Origin of the sequence: Bacillus sp. FSL R12-0074, assembly GCF_038005725.1 — a bacterium.
GTDB classification, from domain to species: domain Bacteria; phylum Bacillota; class Bacilli; order Bacillales; family Bacillaceae_G; genus Bacillus_A; species Bacillus_A mycoides.
The window spans coordinates 2,938,002-2,962,734 of sequence record NZ_JBBOTR010000001.1 but is presented as its reverse complement, the minus strand read 5'-3'; the positions used below and the strand labels follow the sequence as shown (position 1 = coordinate 2,962,734).

26 protein-coding genes and 1 pseudogene are annotated in these 24,733 nt (G+C 33.5%); 17 read left to right on the top strand and 10 right to left on the bottom strand.

Annotated elements, in window-relative coordinates; all coding sequences use genetic code 11:
• Window positions 1-70: 70 nt before the first annotated feature.
• Window positions 71-1,450, bottom strand: a complete 1,380-nt coding sequence (locus NSS97_RS15485; protein WP_107886696.1) for a catalase — start codon at window positions 1,448-1,450, stop codon at window positions 71-73.
• Between the two features lie 270 nt (window positions 1,451-1,720).
• Between NSS97_RS15485 and NSS97_RS15480 the strand changes: the two genes are divergently transcribed.
• Together NSS97_RS15480 and NSS97_RS15475 are read left to right on the top strand one after the other, a co-directional pair.
• Entirely contained in the window at window positions 1,721-2,938 is a 1,218-nt protein-coding gene (locus NSS97_RS15480) for an aspartate aminotransferase family protein (RefSeq protein ID WP_002190021.1), read from the top strand.
• Window positions 2,939-3,241: 303 nt separating this feature from the next.
• Complete coding sequence (locus NSS97_RS15475) at window positions 3,242-4,693, top strand: MFS transporter (RefSeq protein WP_341113220.1); 1,452 nt, start codon at window positions 3,242-3,244, stop codon at window positions 4,691-4,693.
• A gap of 68 nt (window positions 4,694-4,761) precedes the next feature.
• Here the strand turns inward: NSS97_RS15475 and NSS97_RS15470 are convergent, their stop codons facing one another.
• The 3 genes from NSS97_RS15470 to NSS97_RS15460 are packed head-to-tail and all read right to left on the bottom strand — an operon-like array spanning window position 4,762 to window position 7,932.
• The gene (locus NSS97_RS15470) at window positions 4,762-5,868 is read right to left on the bottom strand and encodes a DUF4018 domain-containing protein (protein WP_044438204.1); all 1,107 of its coding nucleotides are present in this window, start codon (window positions 5,866-5,868) and stop codon (window positions 4,762-4,764) included.
• Complete coding sequence (locus NSS97_RS15465) at window positions 5,843-7,006, bottom strand: DUF58 domain-containing protein (protein ID WP_044438205.1); 1,164 nt, start codon at window positions 7,004-7,006, stop codon at window positions 5,843-5,845. Before NSS97_RS15465 ends, NSS97_RS15470 begins: the two co-directional genes overlap by 26 nt.
• Window positions 7,003-7,932 (bottom strand): AAA family ATPase, encoded by a 930-nt coding sequence (locus tag NSS97_RS15460; protein ID WP_012261180.1) that lies wholly within the window; start codon window positions 7,930-7,932, stop codon window positions 7,003-7,005. The genes NSS97_RS15465 and NSS97_RS15460 overlap by 4 nt, the downstream gene beginning before the upstream one ends.
• A 204-nt stretch (window positions 7,933-8,136) precedes the next feature.
• On the opposite strand from NSS97_RS15460, the gene NSS97_RS15455 reads away from it, so the two are divergent.
• Both NSS97_RS15455 and NSS97_RS15450 read left to right on the top strand, forming a co-directional pair.
• Window positions 8,137-8,454 carry a PadR family transcriptional regulator gene (locus NSS97_RS15455; RefSeq protein ID WP_341113217.1) on the top strand — a complete coding sequence of 106 codons (318 nt, stop codon included), beginning with the start codon at window positions 8,137-8,139 and terminating at the stop codon, window positions 8,452-8,454.
• Between the two features lie 7 nt (window positions 8,455-8,461).
• Window positions 8,462-8,989, top strand: a complete 528-nt coding sequence (locus NSS97_RS15450) for a DUF2812 domain-containing protein (RefSeq protein WP_341113215.1) — start codon at window positions 8,462-8,464, stop codon at window positions 8,987-8,989.
• Between the two features lie 117 nt (window positions 8,990-9,106).
• On the opposite strand, the gene NSS97_RS15445 is transcribed toward NSS97_RS15450, so the two are convergent.
• Complete coding sequence (locus NSS97_RS15445) at window positions 9,107-9,403, bottom strand: hypothetical protein (protein ID WP_044438209.1); 297 nt, start codon at window positions 9,401-9,403, stop codon at window positions 9,107-9,109.
• A 142-nt stretch (window positions 9,404-9,545) separates the two neighbouring features.
• Window positions 9,546-9,794, bottom strand: coding sequence for a hypothetical protein (locus tag NSS97_RS15440; RefSeq protein ID WP_000433610.1), 249 nt, complete (start codon window positions 9,792-9,794; stop codon window positions 9,546-9,548).
• Between the two features lie 282 nt (window positions 9,795-10,076).
• On the opposite strand from NSS97_RS15440, the gene NSS97_RS15435 reads away from it, so the two are divergent.
• From NSS97_RS15435 to NSS97_RS15420, 5 genes and pseudogenes are all read left to right on the top strand, one after another.
• Entirely contained in the window at window positions 10,077-10,460 is a 384-nt protein-coding gene (locus NSS97_RS15435) for a VOC family protein (protein ID WP_044438211.1), read from the top strand.
• A gap of 15 nt (window positions 10,461-10,475) precedes the next feature.
• Window positions 10,476-11,018, top strand: coding sequence for a GNAT family N-acetyltransferase (locus NSS97_RS15430; RefSeq protein ID WP_044438213.1), 543 nt, complete (start codon window positions 10,476-10,478; stop codon window positions 11,016-11,018).
• Window positions 11,018-11,602, top strand: a complete 585-nt coding sequence (locus NSS97_RS15425; RefSeq protein ID WP_341113212.1) for a kinase — start codon at window positions 11,018-11,020, stop codon at window positions 11,600-11,602. Before NSS97_RS15430 ends, NSS97_RS15425 begins: the two co-directional genes overlap by 1 nt.
• Window positions 11,592-11,717, top strand: a pseudogene (locus tag NSS97_RS30515) (DUF3887 domain-containing protein); the annotation flags it as partial. The gene NSS97_RS15425 and the pseudogene NSS97_RS30515, both read left to right, overlap by 11 nt.
• A gap of 110 nt (window positions 11,718-11,827) precedes the next feature.
• Window positions 11,828-12,139 (top strand): hypothetical protein, encoded by a 312-nt coding sequence (locus tag NSS97_RS15420; protein WP_002190010.1) that lies wholly within the window; start codon window positions 11,828-11,830, stop codon window positions 12,137-12,139.
• A 40-nt stretch (window positions 12,140-12,179) separates the two neighbouring features.
• Here NSS97_RS15420 and NSS97_RS15415 read toward each other — a convergent pair whose 3' ends face one another.
• Both NSS97_RS15415 and NSS97_RS15410 read right to left on the bottom strand, forming a co-directional pair.
• Window positions 12,180-12,395: a helix-turn-helix domain-containing protein gene (locus NSS97_RS15415; protein WP_000974615.1), complete on the bottom strand. Its 216-nt coding sequence runs from the start codon at window positions 12,393-12,395 to the stop codon at window positions 12,180-12,182.
• Window positions 12,396-12,405: 10 nt separating this feature from the next.
• A complete protein-coding gene (locus NSS97_RS15410; protein ID WP_044438219.1) occupies window positions 12,406-12,888 on the bottom strand; it encodes a DUF2975 domain-containing protein in 483 nt (160 codons plus the stop codon).
• A gap of 353 nt (window positions 12,889-13,241) precedes the next feature.
• Here NSS97_RS15410 and NSS97_RS15405 point away from each other — a divergent pair, with 353 nt between their 5' ends.
• From NSS97_RS15405 to NSS97_RS15375, 7 genes are all read left to right on the top strand, one after another.
• The gene (locus tag NSS97_RS15405) at window positions 13,242-14,030 is read left to right on the top strand and encodes a DeoR/GlpR family DNA-binding transcription regulator (RefSeq protein WP_107886701.1); all 789 of its coding nucleotides are present in this window, start codon (window positions 13,242-13,244) and stop codon (window positions 14,028-14,030) included.
• Between the two features lie 162 nt (window positions 14,031-14,192).
• A complete protein-coding gene (locus NSS97_RS15400) occupies window positions 14,193-15,059 on the top strand; it encodes a carbohydrate ABC transporter permease (protein ID WP_002200097.1) in 867 nt (288 codons plus the stop codon).
• Window positions 15,060-15,069: 10 nt separating this feature from the next.
• Window positions 15,070-15,888, top strand: coding sequence for a carbohydrate ABC transporter permease (locus NSS97_RS15395; RefSeq protein ID WP_044438221.1), 819 nt, complete (start codon window positions 15,070-15,072; stop codon window positions 15,886-15,888).
• A gap of 25 nt (window positions 15,889-15,913) precedes the next feature.
• Window positions 15,914-17,275, top strand: coding sequence for an extracellular solute-binding protein (locus NSS97_RS15390; protein ID WP_341113209.1), 1,362 nt, complete (start codon window positions 15,914-15,916; stop codon window positions 17,273-17,275).
• Window positions 17,276-17,353: 78 nt separating this feature from the next.
• Window positions 17,354-18,781 (top strand): CehA/McbA family metallohydrolase, encoded by a 1,428-nt coding sequence (locus NSS97_RS15385; RefSeq protein WP_107886703.1) that lies wholly within the window; start codon window positions 17,354-17,356, stop codon window positions 18,779-18,781.
• The gene (locus tag NSS97_RS15380) at window positions 18,774-19,481 is read left to right on the top strand and encodes an HAD family hydrolase (protein ID WP_341113208.1); all 708 of its coding nucleotides are present in this window, start codon (window positions 18,774-18,776) and stop codon (window positions 19,479-19,481) included. Before NSS97_RS15385 ends, NSS97_RS15380 begins: the two co-directional genes overlap by 8 nt.
• A 61-nt stretch (window positions 19,482-19,542) precedes the next feature.
• Window positions 19,543-20,643, top strand: coding sequence for an ABC transporter ATP-binding protein (locus tag NSS97_RS15375; RefSeq protein WP_341113206.1), 1,101 nt, complete (start codon window positions 19,543-19,545; stop codon window positions 20,641-20,643).
• A gap of 476 nt (window positions 20,644-21,119) precedes the next feature.
• On the opposite strand, the gene NSS97_RS15370 is transcribed toward NSS97_RS15375, so the two are convergent.
• Window positions 21,120-21,710 carry a hypothetical protein gene (locus NSS97_RS15370; RefSeq protein WP_341113203.1) on the bottom strand — a complete coding sequence of 197 codons (591 nt, stop codon included), beginning with the start codon at window positions 21,708-21,710 and terminating at the stop codon, window positions 21,120-21,122.
• Between the two features lie 616 nt (window positions 21,711-22,326).
• Here NSS97_RS15370 and NSS97_RS15365 point away from each other — a divergent pair.
• The gene (locus tag NSS97_RS15365; RefSeq protein ID WP_002013512.1) at window positions 22,327-23,358 is read left to right on the top strand and encodes a fatty acid desaturase; all 1,032 of its coding nucleotides are present in this window, start codon (window positions 22,327-22,329) and stop codon (window positions 23,356-23,358) included.
• A 537-nt stretch (window positions 23,359-23,895) separates the two neighbouring features.
• On the opposite strand, the gene proC is transcribed toward NSS97_RS15365, so the two are convergent.
• A complete protein-coding gene (gene proC / locus NSS97_RS15360; RefSeq protein WP_107886707.1) occupies window positions 23,896-24,714 on the bottom strand; it encodes a pyrroline-5-carboxylate reductase in 819 nt (272 codons plus the stop codon).
• Window positions 24,715-24,733 lie beyond the last annotated feature (19 nt).

Below are 24,733 nucleotides of genomic sequence, written 5' to 3'. Positions count from 1 at the left end.
ATAGAAATCACTAGTAAGTTCGCCATAAAAAAACGTCATTTTCATCATTGAAAATGACGTTTTTTTATTCTTAAAGCCTTTGCATCGCACTCTCAATCCTCTTTGACAAATCAGCTGACACTTCATGGAAATACCCTAAAACTACCTTTCTTATATCATCGGAGATAACTTTCAAATCACTAGCTAAGTTTTCGGCAAGATGTTCTTTTTCTATCGGTTGTAACTTCGCATAAAATTCACCAGGCTGCCCAAAGTCATCTTGCTTAGCTATAGAAGCTCTTTCAAGTTTTCCTTCAACGTATCTTCCGTCACCGCTAGTTGCTTGATTAGCAGGTGTCCAATCTTGCTGTTGGTTGATCGCTATTTTACGAAATTCAGGTCCAATTCTTCTTCTTTGAGAATCACTATAAATGTTAGCACGACCTTGTAGCATTTTATCATCTGATAGTTCTGCACCGTTTAGTAAATTAGAAGGGGAGAAAGCGACTTTTTCTACTTGTTCTTTATAGTTTTCAGGATTTTTATTTAATACCATTTTGCCTACTGGTATAAGAGGATACTCCTTTTCATCCCATACTTTTGTATCATCTAAAGGGTCATAAGAAAGGTGTGTTTCATCTTTAGGATCCATGAGCTGGACATATAAACCATATTCCACTGCTTTACCAGCCTCAATTGCATCGTATAAATCTTTCCCGCTATAATCAGGATTTTCGGCGGCCAGTTTATTTGCTTCCTCACTAGTAATGAATTGTACACCTTCAAATGGATACCAATGATACTTTACATACTTTCGATAACCTTGAGCATTTCTCCATACATATGTATTAACACTATGTCCTGGGATGTGGCGAAGACTTTTGGCTGTACCAGCATCAGAGTATAAATGGACAACGAAATGAATGGATTCAGGTGCTCTAGCGACAAAGCTCCAAAATCTATTAGGGTCTATTAAGTTATTTATAGGTGAAGGTAACAACGCTTGAATTGTTTCAGGGAAACGCATCGGATCACGAACGGAAAAGACAGGGATGTGATTACATAAAAGATCGAAAATGCCTTCCTTTGTATAAAACTTTGTAGAAAAACCGCGTACATTTCTAGAAGTATCAGGTGTTCCTTTCGTACTAACGGCTAATGAAAATCGCACCATAACAGGAACTTTCTCATTAGAATTTTGTAAAAAACTTAGTTTAGTATGTTCAGACATTGGATAGATTGTTTGAAAATAACCGAACGCACCAAATCCTTTTGCATGAACAGGTCTTTCTAAAATTTTTTCGTGAATAAATTCTTGTAACGCCTCGTGCAGTACATTATCTTGCTTTAAAATAGGTCCACGTGAACCAACTGTTTGAGAGTGAAGTTTAGCTTGTTCATTACGTTCTCCATTTTCATTAAAGCCTTTTCCTAGTAAAGATTGTCCCTGTTTATCATAGTTTTCATCCATCGATATAGCCTCCAAATCTTTTTTTCCATTGTTACTAAATATGATTTTATAGCCTTGATTATGTATGACACGCAAAGTTCAAAATAGTAACAGACCGCTAGATGAAAAAAACGTGTATGTAGTGGACCTGTTGAAATAGAAGAAATTATGGAAAAATGAATATCGGGAAGAAAATTACTATTTAAATTACAATCTTAAAAATGAATTTATACATGACTTTATAGAGAATGAACATAAATAAACAGGGAAAATAACTAGGAGGAATTTAAAATGTCGGATTGGTTTCAATTAGATAAAGAATATATGATGCCTACGTATTGTCGTACGAAGGTTGCAATAGAAAGAGGAGAAGGGTGCAAGCTTTATGATGTGGATGGTAAAGAGTATGTAGATTTATTTTCTGGTGTCGGAGTGAACGTATTAGGGTATAATCACCCGAAAATCGTGCAAACGACAATGGAACAAGTTACGAAATCTCTGCATCTCCCATTTCATTTTTTAAACCCAGTTGCGATTGAGTATGCAAAGAAATTAGTTGATTGCTCTTTAAAAAATGGAAAAGTCTTTTTTACAAACTCTGGTACGGAAGCGACAGAAACAACGTTGAAATTAATTGATAAATATAGAGCGAATACGCATGAGGAACGTGAAGGAATCGTAGTGCTGAAGAATAGCTTCCACGGGCGTACGTTAGGGGCACTTCATTTTACGAGACAAGAAAGTGTATATCAAAATTTCCCTAAAACATCGATTCCAGTATATGAAGTAGAGCGCGAGAATATAGAGCAATTAGAAGAAACAATCGTTAAAGAAAATCCAATTGCGATTATGCTAGAGCCTGTATTAGGTAGCGGGGGGATATACCCTTTATCGGGTGAATATTTACATGGTGTTCAAAACTTATGTGATAAATATAATGTCATTCTTATCGTTGATGAAGTTCAAAGTGGTATGGGGAGAACTGGTAAACTATTTGCTTATCAAAATTTCAATATTACACCGGATATTATTCAAATTGGTAAGGGAGCAGGAGGCGGGATACCGCTTGGCGGAATTATTGTAGGTGAAAAGTTATGTGATGTATTTGCACCAGGAGATCACGGCACAACGTTTGCTCATTCTTCAATGGGAACGGCTTTAGGGTTAACGGTTTTAAATACATTGATTGACGATGGTTTAATGCAAGAAGCGTATGAAACATCACACTATCTAAATGATAAATTGCAAGAAATTCAGAAAGAAAATTCTTATTATATTCAGGAAGTACGTCATGCTGGAATGATGTTTGGAATTAGTTTGAATGATAAGAATGAAAATGTTAAGAAATTACAGGTGGAGCTAATGGAGAAAGGAATGTTAGTTGATGTTACACAAGGGAACATCATCCGTTTACTTCCTCCATATATAATTACTAAAGAAGAAATTGATGCATTTATTTATGAGTTTATCTCCTGTATTCATAGCTTATCAGCTATAGCGAGTGTTTAAAAAACTTTATAAAAAAGCACCTTATTTTTAATTCAAATAGGAAGAAAATAGGGGTGAAAAAAATAAATTTAGATATTAAAATAAAAAGCTGAAAAAGGTACTCGTATAGCGCCTTCTTCAGCTTTTTAAAATAGTAAATTACTTAATCTAGGAAGCATCTCGTTGGACAAATAATTAATTATGTGAAACAATAATAACAGATAAGGAGACGTTGCTTTTCCTTAAGTGCTTCGTATTGAATTTATTCTAGTAAGAGAAGGTGTGCTTAAAGAAGTTAAATTAAATAAGGGGCTGTTTTACTATATGCAACAAAATAATGATTTAAATTTTGAACCTCAAGACGTTAATATTGTCAATTCTAAACAAGCGAAAAAAGCAGTTATTGCTACTGGCATTGGGAATGCAATGGAGTGGTTTGACTTTGGATTATACGCGTATTTAGCGGTAATTTTAAGTCAATTATTCTTCTCAGGTGTGGATAATAGTGGTTTGCAACTTGTACTAACATTTGGTACATTTGCGGCGGCCTTTCTCGTTCGACCAATCGGAGGTATTTTCTTTGGTAGAATAGGAGATAAATACGGCCGAAAGATTGTTTTAAGTACAACTATTATTTTAATGGCACTTTCTACATTATTCATCGCATTACTACCAACCTATGAACAAATTGGTGTATGGGCACCAATACTACTTTTAATTGCTCGAATGATTCAAGGCTTCTCTACAGGCGGCGAATATTCAGGAGCAATGGTTTATATCGCAGAATCTTCTCCAGATAAAAAGCGTGGTATACTCGGTAGTGGTCTTGAAATTGGAACACTCTCAGGTTACATTGCTGCCTCGGTAATTGTTACCATTTTGACGTTATTATTAACAGATGAGCAAATGCTCAGCTGGGGATGGCGTATTCCTTTCTTAATTGCTGCACCAATTGGTTTGGTCGGTTTATATTTACGACGTCATTTAGATGAATCTCCAATCTTTCAAGAGATGGAAAAAGCACAAGAGGAATCTGAAGACAACGAACAATTTTCATTTATGGATATATTAAAATATCACAAAAAAGACTTCGTATTAAGCACAGTAATTGTTGCCTTCTTTAACATTACAAACTATATGATCCTTTCGTATATTCCTTCTTATTTAACACAAGTACTAAAAGTCAAAGAAACAACTGGCTTATTAATTATTTCAATTACGATGGCACTTATGATTCCACTGGCACTTTATTTCGGTAAATTAAGTGATAAAGTAGGTAATAAACGCGTAGTACAAATTGGTTTACTTGGTTTAGCATTATGTTCAATTCCAGCATTTTTATTAATTGGTAACGGACATATTGTAGCCATGTTTGCGGGTATTTTCATTTTAGGTTTCTTCCTTAGTGTTTATGAAGGAACATTGCCTTCGTTATTACCAGCACTCTTTTTCACCGATGTACGTTATCGTGCGCTTTCTATCTCCTTTAATATTTCTGTATCTATATTCGGTGGTACAACACCGCTCGTATGTTCATACTTAGTTCATGCTACTGGTAATCCACTGGCACCAGCATTTTATTTAACAGGTGTAAGTGTAATTGGATTAATTGTGTTTAGTGTACTGTTTGTCACAACCTCAGGACGTGCACTAAAAGGTTCTTATCCTACTGTAGAATCGAAAAAAGAAGCACATCAAATTGCTAAAGAGGATCCTGAAGAAACACTTTGGTGGCATGAAGAATCTTTAGAAATTGAAGCAGGAAAAAAAGCATAATTTGTGAAAAGCAACGTGGACTTTTACACAAAAAGACTCCTAGTTTAATAGGAGTCTTTTTGTATACATCATTTTCTCTTCTTCAAACTCTTCTGATACGCATAAAGCTTATAAACCTCTTCCTTAAATTCATGCAGAAGTACAGTGTTTTCACCATTTGAATAACGCACTGCATTATACGCGTCTATAATAATATGACTCTGAATATTTACCTCTTCTTCATCATTAATTCTCTCTAGCCAAGCTTCAACAGTTTCTCCTCGTTCTCGGTTTAAAGGAGGAGATAGCTTACTCTCGAGTTTGAAAATTTCTTTTCGAATTTCGTTATGTGGTGGTTTATTTCGTTTGAAGCGTTTTTGGCTAATGCCTTCTTTATCAGTAATGATTGTAGATTCAAAGACAGGCATATTTGGTAAACTTAAATGTTTTCGTTTTTTTACTATTTTCCAAACGACGTAAATAGCGATGGCTGTACAGGCTATTATTGTAATGCTATTTATGAGAGTTGGATCAAAAGGACGCTGCCCCAATTCCTCTTTAATTTGAGAATCTTTTAAATTTCCTTTATTCGACCAAAAGTCGTCTGTATCTTTTAATGCAGCTGCCGAGAACAATGGATTTAAAGCATAACCAAATCCTAAGGCAACTACTTGTATGATATAAGAAAAAAGAAGCCGAATATAAGGAAATACCGGAATAAGTAAAGCGCTAATTATTCCAATCGTAATAATAGAAGTGAAACGTAATAGCTGTTGATTACGATTGGAACCTGTTAACCAAAATGCAATCATAATGTGTAAAGTTAATAGTAACAATTTCCACAATGGCGGAAAGGGGGCATAAAATATAGCTGAAACGACAAACCATACAATACCGCCTAACGATTTTTGTACTGGATATCCCGGTCCAACAGAGTGTACGATAAAGAAAAACAGTGGTAATAATATTGTGCCTAAAATAGAGAAAGGTAGAAATAAAGAACAACCGATTATTTGAATAACTAACAGTAGTACAAAACCTGTTGTTTTTTTCTTCATAAATTTATGAATAAGAAATACTCCTACATAACCGGTCACTAAAAATATAGCAATACCAATGAGTTCATCTCTTTCCGTTAATAATGAAAGAAGGAGGAGCAGAATAAAGTCATTAACGTGATAGAGCCAAGTTTTCAAGCTTTTCCACCATCCCTTCATTATTAATGAGGAACGTAGGCTGAGATAGAAGAGGGAGCTCCTTTTTCTGCAAACCAATGTATATCATTGTAGATGAGCGTTCCCTTTTTCTCGTTACATAGTGAAGAAATCCTTGTTTCGGAAGTAGCGTACTATCATCTGAAATACGTGCTAATTCTTCTAACGCTTTGGCATAATGTGTTTGTCCTTCGTTTAATGGTAAAAGCAAAGGGCCACCTTCTGCTAAAACACTAATAAATAACTCAAACGGAATTTGATGCTTCGTTGCATATTGACAAATGTACGTTGTAAATGAAATAAGGTCTTCTACATTTTCTTTCCAACCAAACCCACGATCAGCAGCTAAAGAAAGACAAATCGTCCAACTATAATTTTTTACAGGTTCATATTGCTTCGCTTGTAATGCCTGCATTTTAGCAGATGCTTTCCAATGAATAGAGCGGAAAGATTCACGTTCATATCGTTTAACACCGATAATGGATGTTTCATCATTGTAAAAAGAGAAATTCGTTCGATACGAACCTGTTAATAGTTGCTGAAGTTCTTGTAAACCGCCTACCTCTTTAGGAGAAGGGTACACAATAATTTCAGTCTTTAACTTATCGAAAACAGGTAAATGTACAGTTAAAAGATGAAAAGGATCTTTTAAAACACATTCGAACTGTTCAATTTGAAACACACCACGCTTCGTTGCGGTTAATGTTAAATCCCATTTTTGTGCTGAATGAGCAGGTTGTGAAAATGGGAAAGAAAATAACGTTTTCGATATTTGTTCAATCCCTTGATCCTTATGCGGTATAAGAGATGAATCTAAATGAAAATAACAAACGCCGTTAACGAGTGGTATATTTGCACCATTTTTTAAATGAATAAAAAACTGTCCAGATTCATCAGGGAAAAGCCGAGTTGTTTGTTTTTCATTTATAACTTGAAATCTTTTCTCTATGTAAGCGACATATTTATAAATGAAAATCGCAAATAAATAGTAGAAGAAAAAGAGAAACATAATAATTCGTTGCGGCAGAAAAAACGTAAATAGTATAGCGCCTGGCACAGTTAATTGAATAATATGGAGCTGAAAAAATAAAGGTACAGTTACAACGCGCTGTCCATTCATGCTTGTTCAATCTCCACAGGTACGTCTACTTCTTTTAAAATCCTTTGCATTAATTCATTTTTTGTCGTACGTAAAGCTCCTTCCATCGATAAGACGATACGGTGATTCCAAACGGAAGGAACTAAAAACTGTATATCTTCAGGTGTGCAGTATTCTCTGCCGCGTAAAAAGGCTAGTGCTTGAACCGCACGTACTAAAGCTAATGTAGCACGCGGGCTTACACCGTTAGCAATGTAATCATGATTTCTTGTAGCGTGAGCAAGCTTAATAATGTAATGTTCTAACGGTTCTGATACGAAAATTTCTTTCACTTGTTTCTGTGCTTCTAAAATGTCTTCTAAAGAAATGACAGATGTGACGCTTTCTAACGGTGCATTGTTACGAAAACGGCGCATCATTTTTAATTCATCTTCAGGAGAAGGATAACCAATTGAAATCGTCATTAAAAAGCGATCAAGTTGTGCATCTGGAAGAGGGAAAGTTCCTTGTGATTCAATCGGGTTTTGCGTCGCAATAACAAAGAACGGTTTCGGAAGAGGAGTAGACTGCTTTTCAAGCGTTACTTGTCGTTCTTCCATCGCTTCTAACAAACTAGATTGTGTTCTCGGCATCGCGCGGTTAATTTCATCGGCGAGTAGTATATTTGTCATAACTGGTCCAAGTCTTAATTCGAATTCACTAGTTTTTGGATTGAAATATTCAATACCTGTTACATCACTCGGAAGTACATCAGGGGTAAATTGAACGCGAGAAAAATTACCACCAATGCTTTTAGAAATTGTTTTTGCTAGTAATGTTTTTCCGGTACCAGGTACGTCTTCAAGTAGTACATGTCCATCAGCAAGCAGTGAAACGAGGAGTAAATCAATTACATTTTCCTTACCGACAAAAACAGATCCTATGTTTTCTTTTAATTTATTTATCATATGTATCATTCCTTTCAAAATAAAAGTGGATATTTCTATATTTTAACAAATTATTCAGAAAATTAGTATGATTTTTTAATCTGAAGAAATAGATATTTAATTTTAATATCACACTTGCATATTTTGGAATATGATTATACAATATCGTTATACGGTGTATCGTAAGTCGATATATCATGAAGCGATGTATCGGAGGTAGTTATAATGAATGCGAAAGCGCAAAAATACATTCCATTAACTGAGGCGACATATTACATATTGTTGTCACTTGTAAAGCCAATGCATGGTTATGGAATTATGCAAATGGTAGGAGAGATGACAAATGGGAAAGTAAAGCTCGGTCCTGGTACTTTATATGGGAATACGACGAAGTTATTAAAAGAGAAATTGATTGTTGAAGTTGCCTCTACAGACAGAAAGAAGTGCTACGAGTTAACACCGTTTGGGAGAGAAGTGTTAGAGCTAGAGTATAACAGACTGCAGAGATCTGTAAGGAATGGAAACAGTATATTAGGGGAGTGAATGGAAGATGGAGACAAAAAGGGTATTTAAATTTTACGTAGGATGGAGTTTAGAAAAAGAGGAAGCCTTTTTAAGAAAAATGCATCAACAAGGCTGGGCGCTACAAAAGTATAATGTAATGTATACGTTTAAGAAAACTGAGCCGAAAGATGTAATTTATAAAGCAGATTTTAGATTGGTTTATAGAGATTCAAAAGAAAAACAACAAGAGTATTTCGAAATATACGAAATGTCTGGTTGGAAACGCGTAACGAGTTTTACAGGATGGAATTATTTTTGTAAGGAAGTAGAAGAGGTAAATGAATTGCCTGATATATATTCAGACAAGGAAACGAAGATACAAAAGCTTACTGAGTTGTTACAGTTCATTGCAATTATGTTTGCAATGTTAATTCCAGCGCTGTACTTATGTTTTTTTGGAGTATCAGAATCTGGATTATATAAAGGTATGATAGGATTTTTTGTTTGTATATATTTATATATATTTATTAATTTATTTTGGAAAATTAAAAAGTTAAAAAAGGAAATATTGTAACAAATCGTGAAATTTTTAAGAAGATGATTTCGTATTAGGATTTATGGGAATCATCTTCTTTTGTTATGTAAAAAATTCTTTTTGTTCATTCTTTTTTATATAATAAAAACTATGTAATTAAGGCATAGAGCTAACGATAATAAAGATAACACCTGTAACAACACCTAACAAAATCATAAATGATGAGGAAGCTATTAATAATAATGAGCTACCGATTAATATTTTTTTATTAGATTTTTGGTTTTTAAAATGATAATAAAGTAAAAAGCCACAAATAGTTGATCCTATCCATATAAATAGTCCATAGGGAGTCGTTATTTTCTTCCAGTCGAAGATCCAAAAGTAGAGTATGATCATGTGGCAAACTAATAGTAGTAATGCGGATGGAATCATTAATCTGTTATTAAATATCATTTATTTCACCTCTCTGATGTAAATATTACCAGAAGAGTATGGAGTTTAAAATATAATAAGGAAGAAATACGTTTTGTACTACCTCATTAAAAGGCAAAATCCCTTAAAGAAAAATCTATTTCTATAAGGGATAGTAATGATTTTATGAGAAAGACTGATTTTGCGCAGGTTTAATAAATTGTTCTGGATTTTCAACAAGCCCGCATACAGCACATTGAACGCGGTAAGTAGGTCCTTGATAAGCCATATGAAAAGCGTTCATCGTTTCATTTGTGTATTCTTCTTCTACTTGACCAGTTTGTGGATTTAACTTTACTGGTTTTACTTGTTGCTCAAGAATATTAAAGCGCGTTCGGTTCGTTTTACAGCTTGGACATAGCATTGGTTCCATATGTATACACCTCCATTTGTAGCATTTCTTAAGCGGTATGATTTTATGCAAGTAAAAAAACTTTCTCAATATAAATAGGTGTTTATTATATTTAAAATTCAGAAAAAATAAAATATAATAAATGTAAGAACTGGTTATGTCCAAACCAAATCTCCTGTTTTATGCCAATAAGCTGGGGGGCCGAGAAATCGGCCTCATTTTTTTGTGCTCATCTCAATAAGTTACAAGGTTTTTAAAAATATTTGTCGAATTTTTAGAGGTGAAGGTAAAGGGGGAATAAGTATGAACTTAAAAATGAAATACATTATTTTATATGTTGAAAAGTTTGAACAATGTCTTCAGTTTTATAAAGAAATTTTAAGATTGCCAATAAGAGCAGAGCACGGTACATATATTGAATTTGAAACAGGAGCAACAATTTTAGCGATGAATACACGAGAGGATGTTAAGGCGTTAACGGGACTACCTCTTACAGAAGGTGTACTACAATCTTCTCATTTTGAGTTAGGGTTTGTTGTAGAGGATGTAAAGGAAACGATTGAGAAATTAAAAGAACAAGGGGTGAAAGTTCTAGTTGAGCCAATCGTAAAACCGTGGGGACAAACAATTGCTTACATTGCCGATCCAGACGGTAATTATATTGAAATTTGTAGTTCATTAGAATAGAAGGAGAAAAAGAGGATGGGGTTTCCAAAATTAGAGACAGAACGTTTACTATTAAGAGAACTTACACTATTAGATGCAGAAACGATGTTCCATTATTTTTCAAAAGAATCCGTTATTCGTTATTTTGGAATGGACTCTTTCGGAAATGTTGAGCAAGCGAAAACGACAATTCAAACGTTTAGAAAGCGTAATGAAGAGGGAAGTGTATTTCGCTGGGGAATAGAGAAGAAAGGCACGGATCAATTAATTGGTACGTGTGGGTTTCATTTAATTAACAATCATCATAAACGAGCTGAAATTGGTTATGAGCTAGATGATACATATTGGGGACAAGGATACGCAACCGAAGCACTGCAAGCAATGCTAGCTTATGGATTTGAAACGTTGCAATTTATAAGAATTGCAGCTGTCGTATATATAGAAAATGAAGCTTCCCGTAATTTATTAACAAAAGTCGGATTTCAAGAAGAAGGATTACTTCGGAAATATATGATTCAAAATGATGTTGCTCATGACACGGTCGTTTATTCATTATTAAAAGAAGATTGGCAAAAGTAATGAGCACAAATGAAATAATGAAAGTTATTAAGGAACAAAATGATGAGCGATTTATACTAGGTATAGACGGACTAAGTCGTTCGGGTAAAACAACGTTGGTTAAAGAATTAGAAGAAAATATGAAACGAAATGGAATCTCGTTTCATATTTTTCATATTGACGATCATATTACCGAGCGTAACAAGCGATATAATACTGGATTTGAAGAGTGGTATGAGTACTACAACCTTCAATGGGATATCGATTGGTTGCTGCGAAACCTTTTTCAAAAGTTACAAAGCGACATTGAATTAGAATTACCTTTTTATCATGATGAAACAGACTCATGTGAAATGAAAGAAATACAGCTTCCTTTAGTAGGTGTAATAATTATAGAAGGAGTTTTTCTTCAGCGAAAAGAATGGAGAGATTTCTTTCATTATATGGTGTATTTGGATTGTTCAAGAGAGACAAGGTTTCTACGTGAAAGTCCAGAAACGCAGAAGAATCTTTCAAAATTTCAAAGTAGGTATTGGAAAGCTGAGGAGCATTATTGGGAAGCGGAATCGCCGAGGGATAGGGCGGATTTAGTAGTTACAAAATGAAGCTAAGTATAAAGAAGTGCATGAAAAATTTGATAGTAAGATGAAAACCGCATTATCAGAGGAGAAAATGAAAGATCTTACTCCTGTAATTGAAATAGCAGGTTTATATATTAAATAAAAAACAGATACAGTGGAAGTTTCCACTGTATCTGTTTTTTTGTTTTAACCAAATTATGGTTATTCATGCTAATATGAACACATAGCTATATAAAAGGGGTGGGTATTATGAAAACCGAAATAGTTCCCAAAAAGAAGTACAGTATAATAAGCTATATATCTTTACTCATCGGAATTATGTGTTTTTTATTCGTTTTTATAACTCCGACGAGAATAGCGAATGCGGGAAATATAGTTGGAGATTATGTAACGATTGCTCTTACAGGTGTAGGTATTATACTTTCAATAATCACAATGACGAAAAAAACAGAGAAAAAGGGGATAGCTATTATTTCATTAGTACTGTCCTCATCATTTTTTATATTTTGGATCATCGCAATTATTTTAGTTTTGACGGGTCAAGTTAGCTTCGCGCCGTAATGAGCAATAAAAAGAGTCCTTCATTAATAGAAGGACTCTTTTATTCGGTATCTTCAGGTTGATATTCTAAAATATCCCCAGGTTGGCATTCTAATGCTTTACAAATAGCATCTAAAGTTGTAATTCTAATTGCTTTTGCTTTTCCATTTTTTAATATAGAAAGGTTAGCCATTGTAATTCCAACCTTCTCCGAAAGCTCTGTTACACTCATTTTTCTTTTAGCTAACATTACATCAATATTAATTATTATTGCCATGTTATTCACCTCAGACCGTTAAATCATTTTCTGATTTTATATCTATCGCATCTTTTAAAAGTCTTTGGAGAACGGCAGCAAAGACTGCGATAACCATTGAAGCAAAGATTAGGAGCATGCCAAGTATAATAATACCTGGTGCGTCATCTCTCTCTGCTACAAGATAGAAGAGTGGCATACCTACCACATATAAAATACTGATTGTTACTGCGCAGTTTTTTATCTTTTTTAAAGCCCTAACAGATAATTTCGAGAAAGCGTTACCCTTGTCAAGGAAGCTTACAAGTTTAAAGGCTTGATATAGAGCAAAATAAAAAGGTATCACGGTTGCATATAGATTGATTAAAACAAGATATTTTATAAATGCAATATCCGGGAACAATTCCGCTGCATATTTCCCTATGTTAGGAACTAAAAATATACATAAAGCAAGAACAGGGATTCCAATCAGAATAATAGCTGTCTTTAAAAAGAGTGTTGAACCTTGTTTCATATAAAGCACCTCATTTATTAATTATCTATTTAATCTAACATGAAATTTATCGTTTAACAATAAATTTTTATTTGTTATAATCTTGTTTTTATTGTTAAACCAATTTGAATTTTAGATGAAAATAAAAAGTGCACTCTTTATAAAAAAGGGCGCCAAACAAATAGATTTCCTGAAATAAAAAAGTATGATGAATATAGTGATATATATCATTGTTCCTTTGACGGAATATAGTGAAGATAATCGTTCCTTCTTTCTGTAAATGATGTTATGTTAAAAGTAACGATTAAGTCGTACTAATAATAAGAGTTTTTAGAAAAACAATATTTTTCGTAATTTGAAGAGGTGTTAATGAAATGAAATCGTACACGCAATTTGAACGAAGAAAACACATACTAGATGAATTAGAAAAGTACAACCGAGTTATGGTAAATGATTTAGCGAAGGTATTGAATGTTACAACAGAAACGATACGAAGAGATTTAGATATGTTGCACAAGGAAGGGCAGCTTACGAAAATACATGGTGGTGCAATTAAGAAAAAAGATCAGACACTAGAATTTCATTTTAATAAGCGCCGAGCTGAAAATATTGAAGAAAAACGAAAAATTGCAATGGAAGCAAGTAAACTCGTAGAAGATAATGATATTATCGCAATTGAAATTGGGACAACCACAATGCAAATTTTGGATTACATACACGATAAAAAGAATTTGACGATTTTAACAAACTCGATACCAGCTGTAAATAAAATTATTGAGCTTAAAGAACAATATGATTCCTTTGATTGCAGGTTAATAGTCATTGGAGGAATATTGAATACAAATTCATTAGCATTGTCTGGAGAAATGACGTTAAACTATCTTGACCATTTTACTGTTAATAAGTTATTTGCTTCGTGTGATGGAATTTCTTTAGAAAAGGAACTAACATGTTCGTATATTGAAGATGCACAAATATATAAGCAGTTAAAGCATAATGCAAAACAAGTTGTAATGATGGTAGATGAGTCAAAGTTTAATTTAACAAAGTTTTATAAAAGCGGGAATTTTAGTGATATAGATGCATTATATACAAACGCTAAGCTCGATGAGGCGTGGCAAAATGTGTTAACAAGTAATGGGGTAGAAGTAATAACAGTATAGAAAAACAAAAAGAAGACTATTTCTTAGTAAGTTGAGAAATAGTTTTCTTTTTGTTTATATGTTGTTTTATTTTGTTTATTTGTTGTTTTTACAATTAGTTAACAAATTAACAACATTGTGTTAATAATATACTCGTACAATATGAATTAGGAGGTGGCAAGAATGCAAATAAAACTATCAAAAGCTGTGTTCTTTTTGATACCAGTTGGAATACCTCTAATATTATTTTGGATTATTCCGAATTTCATTAGTTTAGGTATTAGTTTTACTGATTGGGATTTTATGACGAATGATTTTAATTTTGTTGGTTTAGAAAACTATTTCAATTTATTTACACAAGATTCTTTTATGCAAGCATTGCTAAATACGTTTTATTTCGGAATTGGAACAGTGATTCCAACGATTGCATTAGGTTTAGGATTCGCATTATTCTTCCGAAAAAAATTCAAAGGTTCTGCATTGTACCAATTAATGATCTTTTCACCTTGGGTAACGCCAACAATAGCTGTATCCATTGTGTGGTCACTCTTATATGAACCTCAATTTGGAGTTATTAATAAAGTTCTAAACTTTTTCGGGATACCAGGTTTGGACTGGCTTCAAAGTAGTCAAACAGCGATGTTAGCAGTCATTATTGTGACAGTTTGGAAATTAGTTGGTTGGACGATGATCTTCTATATCGGCGCATTAGAAAAAGTTCCAGATAGTTTATATGAAGCAGCTAGTATTGATGGAGCAAATTCATGGCAGAAATTTCGATATGTAACACTGCCTATGGTTTCATCAACAACGTTCTTCTTAGTTGTTGTCAATACAATTTCTTCAGTGCAGGCTTACGATCAAATAAAAATTTTAACACAAGGTGGACCTAGTGGTTCGACGCGTACGTTACTTTATTTATTCTTCCAACAAGGGTTTGAACAATTTGATATGGGATCTGCAACAGCAATCGCATTTATCATACTAATCATTACAATACTACTATCTGTTATAAACAAAATAATAGGTGACAAGTGGGTGAACTATTAAGGTGAATAATATGAAAAAAGGTTCATTAATCGTAAAGCATCTCTTTCTAGCATTATCAAGTATACTATTTATTTTTCCATTCATATGGATGGTGCTTGGTTCGTTTAAAACATCTAGTGAAGTATTACAAGGAGGTTTTTGGCCTAAAGAATTTCACTGGGAAAATTATCAGCAAGTATTAGATATACTTCCATTTAGCACATATTTATTTAATAGTTTCTATACTTCTTTCATCATTACTATATATGTACTTGTTTCGTCAGCGCTTTTTGCTTATATGTTGGCATTTTATAAGTTTAAAGGCAAGAATATTACGTTTAGTGTTGTGATGGCAACCTATATGATCCCTGGAGCTGTATCGTATGTTCCTGTATATGTAATGTTAGGGAAGTTTGGTCTACTTGATTCACATTTTGGATACATGATTTCTATGGCTGTTAGCGTATTCGGTATTTTCTATTTGAAACAAACGTTCCACAAAGTTGGTTTTGAAATAGTAGAAGCAGCCAAAATTGATGGAGCGAGTGATTGGCGAATTCTTTGGAAGATTATTTTTCCAATGACACGATCATCATTTGTAACATTAGGATTGGTCACATTTATTGGTAACTATAATAATTACATTTGGCCAGCTCTTATTTTGAAAGATAATACACAAAAGCTAATTACGAATGGAATTGCTGATTATTTCATTAATAGTTCTTTAGGACGAGATTGGTCACACATTATGGTTGCAAGTACAATCGCAACGGTGCCGCTCTTAATCGTATTTTTAATTCTACAAAAATGGTTCTTATCTGGTGTTACTGATTCAGGAATAAAGGGGTAATTAAATAGTAAAGGAGATATATGGGATGAAAAAACTATTCATGCTTCTAACAGTTTTAACGTTGTTTGTTAGTGCACTTGCGGGTTGTTCAGGCGGAAAAGGAAGTACTGTTAAAGCAAGTAAAGAAGGCGAGAAGGTTGTTGTTCCATTCATAAATGGAGTGGGTGGTTCTCTTGCAGATCGTGTAGACAAGATCGTGGAAGAATACAATAAAAGTCAGGACAAATATGTAGTGAAAACGACGAAAGCGGGTAACTACGATGAGTCTTATCAAAAGCTACAAAGTGGATTTGCAGCGAATAACCAAGAAGCAATCGCATTACTAGGTTCAGACGTCATTCAAGAATATGTTAAAAAACAGTTAATCGTACCTTTAGATGAATCTGTTAAAAATGATACTGATTTTAAAAAGGAAGATTACGGAAAAGGTTTTATGGAGCAAGCAACAATTGACGGGAAGTTATATGGAATTCCGTTTTACGGTACAACACAAATCTTTTATTACAATAAAAAGGCATTAGCGGAAAATGGCTTTACAAAAGAGGATTTAAAGACGTGGGAAGGTGTAGAAAAGGTAGCAAAAACAGTCGCAAAACGTGGTGAAAACGGAAATGTTTCATATGCTGGCTGGATGCCAATGTGGGGGACATCAAACTTAATTGATGTAGTCCGTAGTGCTGGTGGCAATGTATTAAGTGAAGATGGTAAAAAAGTATTAATTAACGATGATACTTGGGTTACGGTATGGGAGAAATTCCGCACATGGCTTCATGAAGATAAAATTATGAAAATACATTCAGGTGGTACTGGATGGGAATATTGGGATAAAACGGTAATTGATTTAGTAGAAGGCAGAACATTAGGGTTTACAGGATCATCTGGTGACCAAGCATTTGTTTTCAAATCATTAGGTAAAGGAATGACGGAAGAAGAACGTCTTAACACGTTTGACGCATTGCCACAACCAGCTTGGGATAATAATAAACCAGCACCAAAATTAGAAACATATTTATTCACATTAACGAGAAATATTGATCCAGAAGTAGCAAAAGGTGCATATGACTTTATGAAATTTGCGACAAGTACGGAGAAAACGGCTGAATGGTCAATGGCAACAGGCTATATTCCTGTTCGTAACAATGTAACAGAGTACGGTCCATATGCTGAATTTGTTAAAAAACAACCACAAGCATTAGTTCCATTAGAACAAGCTAACAATAATGGAGTGGAACCATTTGTAGATCCAACGGGCGGAAAAATCAATGACGCTTTAAATGTAGCTAAAGATAAAGTAGAGATTGAAGGGGTTCCAGCAAAGAAAGCATTAGATGAAGCAGCTAAAGTTGCGCAAGAAGAATTAGATAAAGTTCTGAAAAAGAAGAAATAAACCTGTTGTAGTACGAACGTGAGGTGCTTTTGAACGAAGGAAGTACCTCTAAAATTCACTTAAAAAGGTGTGAGAACTATGATCGAAATAACAAGTACGATAACACTTTCTCCATTCGTAAAAAATAAACATTGTTTCCAAATGGATGAAACTGATATTACAAACTTTACATTAACAATTGATCAAGGGGACAGCCGGAAAATTCCGCTTTTACTAATCTTGAGAGATCCTAACGGTTATGTACGTATACAATATCAAACTCCAATTGTAAATGAAAAACTAGTCGTTTCGAAAGATTCAAAGTTTTGTTCCGCTGGTTGTATTGGAGGAGAAATACAGTCAGGTAATTGGGAATTAGAAGTCGTATATATCCCTCATTGTGCAAAGAAAGTAGTAAAGTTTACTGGGGGAAAAATTGACTATACAGTAAATATAGAAATGAATGATCAGTTGGAACGAAAGTATAATAGAGATCATTTTTGTATGGGAAATGTTTTTATCGATGAAGACCGTTTTAATAAGGTAGTAAATGAAGAACATCGCTGGTACAAAGGGGATTTTCATGAACATACAGATTTAACAGATGGCGAGATAGATGATGAACTTGGAATGAAAGTATGTGAAAAACAAGAATTAGATTTTTTATATGCGACGGAGCACAATATTGTTATGCCATCTTATGAAAAAGGAAACACATTAATTATACCATCTATGGAACTTACAACGCCTTTCGGTCATTACAACATATTTGGTATAAGAGAATTCGTTGATTTTACAGAGTATGTAGATGAATCATTTAGTGCTGAAAAAATGAATGTACTATTTTCACTCATGAAAGAAAAAGGGTATTTATTGAGTGTGAATCATCCATTTATGAAGCCTTGGGCGAACCAAGTTAATATTAACTTAGAAAATGTTCATACGATGGAAATTATGTGTGATCCAACGTATAAAAAAAGTAAATCATCTACTTTAGAAGCTTTGCGTTGTTTCGATCAAATGTGGTCAAATGGTCTTAAAATCTGGGGAATAGGAGGAAGTGACTCTCATTTACATCCGTCTAAAACATTCCCAGGATCAAAAGACCCATCAATTTACGGTGATCCAGGAACATATGTATTATGTAACGGTTTATCAATTAAAAACTTGAAATTTGCGATCAAAAACGGAAGAATTTATTTCTCTCGATTTAGAAAACTAACGATAGATATTCAAAACGAAGGTGAAACGATTGCTGTCGGCGATGAGGTTAAAGGAAATATTATTTATAACGTTCAAACAGATAAACCGTGTGAGTGGAGACTACTTATAAATGGACAAACGATTGAAAAAGAATACGGCAGCGATGCAACTTTTGCATTCTCTTTAAATGAAGGGGCGTACGCTAGAGTTGAGGGATGGGAAGAGGACGAATTAGTAGCATTTATTAATCCTATTCATAATAAAGTTCAGAATAAAAATATAAAAACATGGAATGAAGTTACAGGGGGAATAAAAGGTGAATAAAGCGATTATTTTTGATAAAGATGGAACATTAATACAGTTAGATGCAGTTTGGTACAAAATTGTGCATCGTGTGTTAGATGATATATTTCAAACGTATCCAAATGAAAAAAGTAAACGAAAAGACTACTTAACGATTATTGGTATGAATGATAACGATTTTGAGAGTACGAGTTTACTAGCTTGTCGCACAAATTACTTTATTGCGGCTGCATGGTATTCGTTATTAGAAAATCAATATGTGGATAAAGAGAATTTTATTCAAAATGTATGTCTTCTATTCAAAAAGTACTCTACAGCAGATGATCTTGTATTTACAGAAGTGGAAGGTGCAAAGGAAACGTTACGATATTTAAAAGACAATGAATATATTATTGGGGTTGTTACGGCAGACGATGTTGATGCAGCTATTCATTCTCTGAAAATGACTGAGTTATATGATTATGTAGATTTTTTAGGTGCAGATGATGGTGTGAATAGGACAAAACCTGAAAGTGACTTTTATCATATGTTTAAAGAAAAATTTTCACTAACTGAAGAAGATGTGCTTATGGTAGGTGATACATTAACAGACGTTACATTTGCGAGAAATAGTAACATTAAAGTAGTGGGCGTTTTATCGGGTGCGAGCAGGAAGGAAGATTTAGAAGGAAAAGCGGATTATATTTTAAACAGTATGAAGGATATTTCGAAGGTTTTATAATTCATGTCATCATAATTTTTAACAATATCTATAAATATAGCTCGAATTCTAGGAGGATATTATGGCTCAACTATCATTCAAAAACATTTACAAAAAATATGATCATGATGTGACAATCGTAAAAGATTTTAACCTAGAAGTAAATGATGGAGAATTTATCGTTTTGGTTGGCCCTTCAGGGTGTGGGAAATCTACAACATTACGTATGATTGCAGGACTTGAGGAGATTTCAGAGGGCGATTTTTATATTGACGGAAAACGTGTAAATGATATTACACCGAAAGATAGAGACATTGCAATGGTATTTCAAAACTATGCACTTTATCCGCATATGAATGTGTATGAAAACATGGCATTTGGATTAAAACTACGAAAGTATAGTAAAGAAGAAATTGACCAGCGTGTGCAACATGCAGCAAAAATTCTTGGACTTGAGCAGTATTTAAGCCGGAAGCCAAAAGTACTTTCAGGTGGGCAGCGCCAGCGTGTTGCCTTAGGCCGAGCGATTGTTCGAAATGCAAAAGTATTTTTAATGGACGAGCCTTTATCAAACTTAGATGCGAAATTACGCGTTCAAATGCGTGCTGAGATTACAAAATTACACAAGCAGCTGGAAACAACAACTGTGTATGTTACACACGATCAAATAGAAGCGATGACGATGGCAACGCGATTAGTTGTATTAAAAGACGGGATTGTACAACAAGTCGGTACACCGAAAGAAGTGTATGATAATCCAGAGAATGTATTTGTCGGAGGATTCATTGGTTCTCCTGGAATGAATTTTTTCAAAGGAGTATTAATAGATAATGCAGTTATGATTGATAAGTGGAAAATTGAAGTGCCAGAAGAGAAGAGGAAAGGCTTGCGAAATAAGGGATATACGAATAAAGAAATCATAATAGGAATACGTCCAGAAGACTTTTATTATGGAAAAGAAATCGAGGATTTACCATATAACACAAAAGTAACAGTACCGATTGATGTAGCAGAATTAATGGGAGCAGAAACATATCTATATTCTAACATTAATGGACAATCCTTTGTTGCACGTGTGGACACATCTTTAGATGTGCAAAGTCAATCTAATATAGATCTAGTTTTGAATATGGATAAAGTTCATTATTTCGACTCTAAAACTGAGAAGCGAATTGTTTTATAGATAATAATTAATATGATTATACCTTTAGAATTTCTTCAACTACTACAAATAAATGAATAGTAACACGGCCGATTATCCTTTAGATTACAGGAAATCGGCTTTTTTATATAAAAGATCGCTTAGCGTACGAAAATCGCTTTTTGTTGGCAGTGCCCTGTCACAATCAAGCTGAGAAAAACAAATAATCCAAAACGAGAAAATTCTTAAGTGATGGATGTGTGATGCTACTCCTATGTTAAGGTTCGAGTCATTTGAAACAGCAACCTCTATATTGAGTGGTGTTAAAGCGACGTATATGATAAAAAAGATGTATCGCTTGTGAAAAAATTGCCTCACCTTGAATGAGCTAATACGAAAAGAATTCGTGTCGGGCCTAATTAGGGAATGCAGTACAGATCAGTATATAGTATACAAGCATTCCCTTTCTATAAATACGGTATGTTTTTAATATAATTAAAAGAAAATTTTTGTGTTCTTTAATATGATGTGACATAATACCAGTTTTTTTCTATTTTTGTGATCTCTTTATATTCATTATTAAAGTCGTATTTGTTTGGTCTAGTATCATTTGGTGTGTAAATAAATCCTGAAAAATTATCTGATATACCACGATAAGTAAAAAAGAAAACAGAAATACCATTTTTATTTTGTTGAATAATTACATCCCCACCGTTTTTGGAAGTGGATGCAAACTGTTTAGGTAAATGAATTTGTCTACTATCATAATGAACATTAGGAGTTAACTCTTTATGTTCTATAAGTGCTATAACTTTTTCACGGTCTTCTTTATAGATAATAAAATCTAAATTTATATAAATTTCATTAAATGGTATACATATCCAAGTAATTACTATGATTAGTTGAACAATTAACGGTTTCCAATTTTTGTATTTAATGAGATATATGATTGTGAAAATTAATATTAAAAAAAACAATCCATGAACTATTATTGAAAGAAATGGCATAACAAATGGGGTAAGGAATTCAACTAAATACCATTTGAAAAAATGATAAAGTATAAGAGCGGTACCGCTTATTAATGTAATTTTGGTTAAATTCTTATTCAAATTTTGAATCTCCTTTCTATACTAAAAACATATGATTTTAGTATGAATATAAAATGTGTTTTTCATAAATTTCCCTTAGTTTCATTTTATTAACTTTGTTTGATTAATATTTTGAATATATCATAGATTTGAAATTAAATAAACGGACATTAAATTTTTACATTTTATATAGAATAAAAGTGAGGGAAGTTTTCAAAATAGACTAGTTTTTTATTTGAAATGTAATTTGATTAGTTTCATGAAATAGATCCAGTTCCGGTAAAATCAATTGCAACAAGTGAACATTACGAAACTAAGAGGAGCATATCAAAGTCGGTGACACTGACTTATGGGACAGTTCACTTCTGATTGTGGAAACGGGGCAGTACAGAAGTGGAAAAATTCTGTGTTTCTTTTTAATTAATATATTTATTGGGAAAAACTTCGAAATTTCCGGCACAAATGCTCCTTCTATCCTATAATAGAAGCTATTCTGGACGTAAGTAATTTGTAAGGAATGAGTAAGAAAAAAGAGATTTTCATAGTATAAAATATTTATTATACCTACGTATAACACCTACTACTAATAATGTGTTATAATACAAATTAGCAACATAAAGGAAAGGAATTAGAAAAAATGACCTTACAAAATACTAAAAATTTAAAAAAACAAGTTGCTCCTTTTGAAAAATCAACGGCAAAAAAAAGTGTTTGGCAAATCATCAATACGGTAGTGCCATTTATTATCTTATGGTACCTTGCTTATAAAAGTTTGTCCGTTTCTTATTGGTTAGCATTAGTTCCAGCTGTGTTAGCCGCGGGATTTATGACACGGGTTTTCATTATTTTTCATGATTGTACCCATCATTCTTTCTTTAAAAGCCGTCGTGTAAATAGAATAGTAGGGACATGTATGGGTGTTTTAACTTTATTCCCGTTTGATCAATGGGGGCATGAGCATTCCGTTCATCACGCTACAAGTGGTAATTTGGATAAGCGAGGTACAGGAGATATTTGGACACTTACAGTGAATGAATATTTGGCAGCGCCATTTAGACTCCGTTTAGCATATCGTTTATATCGCAATCCATTGGTTATGTTTGGGTTAGGTCCGATTTATGTTTTCCTACTTAAAAATAGATTTAACAGAAAAGGTGCTAGAAAGAAGGAACGCATGAATACCTATTTGACGAATGTTTTAATCGTTGCTTTAGTAGGGTTACTTTGCTGGACACTCGGATGGCAATCGTTTCTTTTAGTACATGGTTCCATATTCTTAATAGCAGGTTCAATAGGTATTTGGCTGTTTTACGTACAGCACACATTCGAGGATTCTTATTTTGAAGAAGATAAAGAGTGGGAATATGTGAAAGCGGCAGTGGAAGGAAGTTCTTTTTATAAACTACCTAAAATCTTGCAATTTTTAACTGGTAATATTGGATTTCATCATGTTCACCATTTAAGTCCAAGAGTACCTAATTATAAACTAGAAGAGGCACACAATAATACGCTTCCTTTAAAGAATGTACCAACGATTACTCTTGCTACAAGTTTGCGGTCACTCCGTTTCCGTCTTTGGGATGAGCAAAACAACAATTTTGTTAGCTTTAAAGAAGTTAAAAATTTAGTGAAAAATAATGTTTCTATTCCAGTGAAATCAGAACTATAACTTCATCAAATATGACTGACTCCCCTTAATCATTTTCGATTTAAGGGGAGTTTTTGTTTAACTAGTAGATGCACGATATGGAGAAAACTTAAATGATTTAAATTGTAATGGAGGTGGATTAGGAAATAGTAATTAATATTAGAGGAAGATAAAAATATTATGTTAACAATTTGAGGAGATTGATATTACTTTTTTCAATAGATATTATGCTTAGTCTCTGAGTATATTTCATCTGGTGTGTATCATGTCTTACAAGAAACGTATGATTTAAAACTTGATAAAATCTGCAGCAAATACATATGAAAATGATGTTCCCTTAATAATAAAAGGGTATTACGCTATAAAATAAATGATAATAAGAACAGGGTGATTATTTTAGGATAATAAAATGCAAAACGGACAAACTCAATTATCCTTGAATTTGTCCGTTCAGTTACTGGTGAAAAAGGAGGAGTATGTAAATGAAATGTGTATATAGTCTAAAACTGTTTAAAGATATGTGAATGTATTTAAAGTGGGTTTCTTTACACTAATTTATTACTTTTTAGTTTGCCTAGATAGTTCAACAGACTTTTGCGTACAACGCTGCATAGCTGAAATGATGGCTGTTCGTAAGCCTTTTTCCTCTAATGTTGCTACAGCTTCTATAGTTGTTCCGCCAGGAGAACAAACCATATCTTTCAATTCACCTGGATGTATGCCTGTTTCTAGTACCATTTTTGCAGAGCCTAACACAGCTTGAGCAGCGAATTTATATGCTTGATTTCTAGGCATACCATCTAATACAGCTGCATCTGCCATCGCTTCTATAATCATATATACGTATGCTGGCGACGAACCACTTACAGATGTTACAACGTCCATTAATTTTTCGCTTACGATCTCTGTTTGACCAAAGCTATTGAAAATGTTTAGCACATCTTCTAAATCTTTTTCTGTCACCATTTCATTAGGGCATAACGCAGACATTCCTTCTCCAACAAGAGCAGGGGTGTTAGGCATTACTCTTACAACCTTTAATTTTTTAGCAAAAGCCTCTTCAGTACTTTTAATGCTTTTCCCGGCAGCGATCGTTACGACGATAACATCGTTTTTGATCACTTCTTTTATTTCGTTAATTATTGATGCATATAGGTCTGGTTTAATTGATAAAATTAAAATATCAGCATTTTTAGCTACTTCATTGTTGTCAGTAGTTGTAGTTAGCCCATATTTTTCACTAGCATTTTTTAAATTCGTAGTGTTTAAATCCGAACAAAGAATATTATCTGCAGACACTATCTTTTTGTTTAGCATCCCACCAATCATAGCCATTCCCATATTTCCGCAACCGATGAATCCAATTTGTTTATCCATAATAACTCAATCTTGCTCC